The organism is Streptomyces bohaiensis (genome assembly GCF_012033785.1).
In the GTDB taxonomy this organism is placed as follows: Bacteria; Actinomycetota; Actinomycetes; order Streptomycetales; family Streptomycetaceae; genus Streptomyces; species Streptomyces bohaiensis.
Genome location: NZ_JAAVJC010000348.1, coordinates 1 through 4,318 on the forward strand (window position 1 = coordinate 1; position 4,318 = coordinate 4,318).

Here is a 4,318-nt window from a genome sequence, read left to right on the forward strand (position 1 = left end):
GCCCGCCCGCCACACGGGGGCTGCGGCGCAACGTGCCGGGGTCGGCGGGAGCAGCGTGATCGGCGGGGTCCGCATGGTCGCCGTCGTCGGCCCGGTCCGCATGGTCGCCGTCGTCGGTGGCGGGCCGGGGGCTGCCCTTGCCGAACGGCACCCGCCCGGGTGCCGTCGCCGCCTTGGTGTCGGCGGCGCCCGGCCCACCGACGCCGTCGTGCCGCGGATGCCGTATGCGGTCGAGTTCGGCGTTGAACTGCGCACCGGTGAGCAGCGCGAGGTTGGACAGCCACAGCCAGATCAGGAAGACGATGATGCCGGCCAACGAGCCGTAGATCCGGGTGAAGGTGCCCATCAGCGAGGCGTAGACGGCGAAACCGATCGACAGCGCCAGCCACAGCACCACCGCCAGCGCACCGCCCGGCCCGTTGCGCCGCAGCCCCCGTGTGGCGGGCGGGCCGGTCCGGAACAGCACCAGGACCAGCACGGTGGCCAGGCACAGCAGCAGCGGCCACTTCATGATGTTCCAGGCGGTGACCGCCGCGGTGTCCATCCCGAGCAGCCGACCGAGGCCGCGGGACAGCTCACCACTGACCAGCACGACGACCACACAGGTGAACAGCAGCGTGAGCAGCGTGATCGCGCCGGCGAGGATGCGCGGGGCGGTCACCCACGGCGGGCGGACGTCCTTCGTCCCGTGCATGGTGTGCAGCGCCCGTCGGAAGACCGCGAGATAGCTGGAGGCGAACCAGAGCGAGCCGGCAGTACCCATGATCGCCAGCAGCCAGGCCGCGGAGTGGCGGTCGGTCATGTCGCGCAGCGCCTGCTCCAGGATGCCGTGCGCGGCGTTGGGGACCACCGAGTTCAGCTGGTGGATCAGGGTCGGCGGGAACTCCGTCCCGGTGATCGACATGACGGAGACCGCGACCAGCAGCGGCGGGAACACCGCGAGGATCGCGTAGTAGGTGAGGGCCGCCGCCCAGTCCATGATGTCGTCGTTCCACATGCGGGCGGGCGTCCGGGCGAGGGCGAGCGGGTAGGCGCGCCGGTACCACGGTGTCCCGGCCGATGCCTGGCCCGCGTCCTCGGGGGCCGCCACGCCGGGGGCCGGTGCGGGCTCGGACGCGGGGGCGTCGGCGGCGGTGGTGGGGGTCTCCGCTTCGCGCGGTTCTTCAGCGCTCATGGTGCTCTCCGCCCGTCGGCCGGGCCGATGTCGTGCCTGCTCCCCGGGAGCGGGGACCTGCCGGGCCGACGGTGCGCCCGGGGACGGCGCGCCGCACGGATGACTCCGGCCGGTGGGGTCGGGCCGTACGGCGGGGACATCCGTACGGTCCGGTGTGCGGGGGCGCGGACGCCCGCGCGGTGCGCTGCCGCCGGAAGGTGCCGGTCACACGCGTGCCGCGCTGTCGTGCCGTGTCCGGGCGGTCGGTCGTCCGGCGCCGCCGGTCGTCACGGGGACAGCGTCGGGCCGCGGGCGGTGTCCTGCTCCGTCGGCCTGTGCGGTCCCGGTGCTCACCACGTTGTTCGTCGTCATCCGTCGTTCCGTCTGTGGACCGGCGGACCGCTGCCGGTCCACCGTTGGGTTGTCGTACGGGGTCGAGTATCCGCCTCCGCGGCTGTCCGTGGTCGGTTCGGGGAGCTTCAGTTGTGCCCGGACCGAAACGGAGGTACTCGTTCCTGGGCATTTGTCGGTTCTTTCGTCCGCGCTTTCGACGGACTTCCGACCGGTGTCGCCGGGCCGGGAGTCCTCGGGCCTCCGCCGCGGTGCCGTGGGTCCGGTCGTCCCCTCGCGGTGGCCGACGGGACCTGGGTGCCGCGTACCGCGGTGCGGGGCGGCGGCGACGGTGAGCAGGGCGGCGGCCATCAGCCCGACCGTCAGCAGGACGGCGGCTGCCAGGGCGATGGCGGTGCCGAACACCGAAGTGAGATCCAGTCCTCCGGCGGTGGCGCCGTCACCGAGCAGCACGCTTCCGGCGGGGTCGCGTGCCTGCGGGGGCTGCGCGGCGGCCGGTGCCGGGTCGGCGGGGTGCTGGTGCGCGATGGTCCGGGTGTGCTCCGTGCCGATGAGCGGTTCCATGTGTTCCGTCCCTCCCGGGCGCGGTGACCTCCTGGTAGCTGTTCGTGATGTCGGTGGTGTGCCCTCGGTCGGCGACCGTCGGCAGTGCGGCGGCGCGCGGGGCAGTGCTGAGCGCCGGTACGGAGCGCGTGCCGGGTGGGCGCGTGGGCTCTACGACCCCGCGCCCACCCGCTCCCGCACTCCGCCCGGCGCACCCCCGTTCCACGCCCGGGGCGAGCCGGTGGCCGGACGGCCGGGGCGGGCGTGGTCGCCGGAGCGTCCACGGCCGGTCGCTGCGCGTGGCGCGCTGCGTCCGCGAGGGGACGTCACTGCACCCGCGCGGTCTCGGGCTCTTCCTCGTCGCCGTCCTCGGGCAGGTGGATGTCGTGGACGGTGATGTTCACCTCGACGACCTCCAGCCCGGTCATCCGCTCCAGCGCGCTGATGACGTTCTCCCGGATGTCCTCCGAGACCTCGTGGATCGGCACGCCGTACTCGATGACCACGTCGAGGTCGATGGCGGTCTGCTTCTGCCCGACCTCGGCCTTGACGCCTCTGCTGACGCTGCCGGTGCCGCGCCCGCCGGGTACGCGGTCGCGCACCGCGCCCAGGGTCCGGGCGAGGTTGGCGCCCAGCGCGTGGACGCCGGACACCTCGCGGGTCGCCATGCCCGCGATCTTCTCGACCACGCCGTCCGCGATCGAGGTCTTGCCACGCTCGGCCGCCGGCTGGTCGACGCCGGTGGTGCCGCTGCTGACGGTGGTGGTCGCACCGGCGCCGGACTTCGCGGCGCGGTCCCCCGCGGAGGGGGACTTGGTCGTGTCGGCCGCGGTGGTGGGGGACGTGGTGGTGGCCATGACTCCTCGCTCTCGCTGAAGGATGCTCGCTCGCCCCTCGGGGCCTGTCGAGGGTTGGACACGGCCCGCGGCACAAACGTCACGCACCTTCGCGAAAAACTTCTCCGCGACGCGAACGGGCCGATCGGCGGAAGACCGTGACGTGAGCGGCTCGGGCGTGTCCAATGGGTGCCCGGGGGAGCGAACCGGGCTCGCCCGGCCGCATCCGGGCGACGGCACGGGCGCGGCGGAGTCGGAGAGGAGCGGGAGTGTCCGAGGAGGTCAGGGCGTCGACCGCGCCGTCCGCGACGGCCGGGACCGAACCGCCCGCACCGGCGTCACCGCCGTCCGGGGCGCTGCGTCCCGAGACGCGGCAGCCGCCGACGGCGCCCGGAGCCGCGAGTTCCCCGGACGGCCTGCCGCCGCCCGGGGCCGCACCGGAGACCGCACCCGCCGCCACCGGTGGCGTCCTGGCTACCCTGGACGACTCCGTGCTGGTGGTCCGGGCGGCCGAGGGCGACGACGACGCGTTCGAACTGCTGGTCCGCCGCCACAGCCCCGTGCTGCTGCGGTTGGCGACCAGGCTGCTGGGCGACCGGGCCGACGCGGAGGACGCCGTCCAGGACTCCTTCGTGAGCGCCTGGCGCCGACTACCCGAGTTCCGCCGCCAGTCGGCGTTCCTGACGTGGATGTACCGGATCGTCACCAACCGCTGCCTGAACCTGCTGCGCGCCCGCCGGCCGACCTCGGACCTCGACGCGGTGGCGGAGCCCTCGGCCCCCGACCACCAGGCGTCGCCGACGCGGGCGGCGGAGTCCTCGGCGGCGGCCGCGGCGATGTCCCGCGCGCTCGACGGCCTCTCCGCCGAGCAGCGCGCCTGCTGGGTGCTGCGGGAACTGCACGGACTGAGCTACGACGAGATCGCCGACTCGGTCGGCATCACCCACCAGGCCGTGCGCGGCCGGATCTACCGCGCGCGGCGTCATCTGATGGAGGCGATGGACGCATGGCGATGAGCCCGCCCGCCTCGGGCCCCCCTGACCACGGCATCCCCCCGGGGAGCGCCGCGCTCCCGGCCGACGACGAACTGCTGGCCTGCGGCCGCTCCGTGGAGCTGCTGTGGGAGAGCTGGGACGACGGCACCGTCGCCGAGGACCCGCATGTCGCGGGCTGCCCGCACTGCGCGGCGGCACTGGACGGACTGCGGGTGCTCGACGACTTCGCACGCGAGGCGGAGGCCGCCGACCACGGCGCGATCGGCCGGCTGCGGGCCGGCCCCGGTGCCGACCGGTACGAGCCCGCGGTGCACCGCACCGCCGGGCACGGCGCCGCGCGCGACGCTTGGGTTCGAGGAACAGCACCGGGTCGTCCGAGGCGATGGCCGAGCGGAGCATGCCGTAGGCGTCCGCGGTCGTCAACCATCCCGGCGTCACGG

General features: G+C 74.5%; 4 protein-coding genes and 1 pseudogene. 2 read left to right on the forward strand and 3 right to left on the reverse strand.

Annotated features, from left to right (window positions below):
• The 3 genes from HCN52_RS22310 to HCN52_RS22320 form a co-directional block, all read right to left on the reverse strand.
• Nucleotides 1-1,174: YihY/virulence factor BrkB family protein (locus HCN52_RS22310; protein ID WP_168090237.1), on the reverse strand; the 1,174-nt coding region annotated here is incomplete at its 3' end.
• A gap of 204 nt (nt 1,175-1,378) precedes the next feature.
• Nucleotides 1,379-2,068: a hypothetical protein gene (locus tag HCN52_RS22315; protein ID WP_168090238.1), complete on the reverse strand. Its 690-nt coding sequence runs from the start codon at nt 2,066-2,068 to the stop codon at nt 1,379-1,381.
• Nucleotides 2,069-2,373: 305 nt separating this feature from the next.
• The gene (locus HCN52_RS22320) at nt 2,374-2,904 is read right to left on the reverse strand and encodes an Asp23/Gls24 family envelope stress response protein (RefSeq protein WP_168090239.1); all 531 of its coding nucleotides are present in this window, start codon (nt 2,902-2,904) and stop codon (nt 2,374-2,376) included.
• Nucleotides 2,905-3,353: 449 nt separating this feature from the next.
• Between HCN52_RS22320 and HCN52_RS22325 the strand changes: the two genes are divergently transcribed.
• Entirely contained in the window at nt 3,354-3,899 is a 546-nt protein-coding gene (locus HCN52_RS22325; protein WP_245175366.1) for an RNA polymerase sigma factor, read from the forward strand.
• Nucleotides 3,890-4,318 (forward strand): annotated as a pseudogene (locus HCN52_RS22330) (hypothetical protein); the annotation flags it as partial. The gene HCN52_RS22325 and the pseudogene HCN52_RS22330, both read left to right, overlap by 10 nt.

Coding starts and splice junctions, on each gene's coding strand:
- HCN52_RS22315 (WP_168090238.1), bottom strand. CDS start 2,068: ATGGAACCGCTCATCGGCACGGAGCACACCCGGACCATCGCGCACCAG.
- HCN52_RS22320 (WP_168090239.1), bottom strand. CDS start 2,904: ATGGCCACCACCACGTCCCCCACCACCGCGGCCGACACGACCAAGTCC.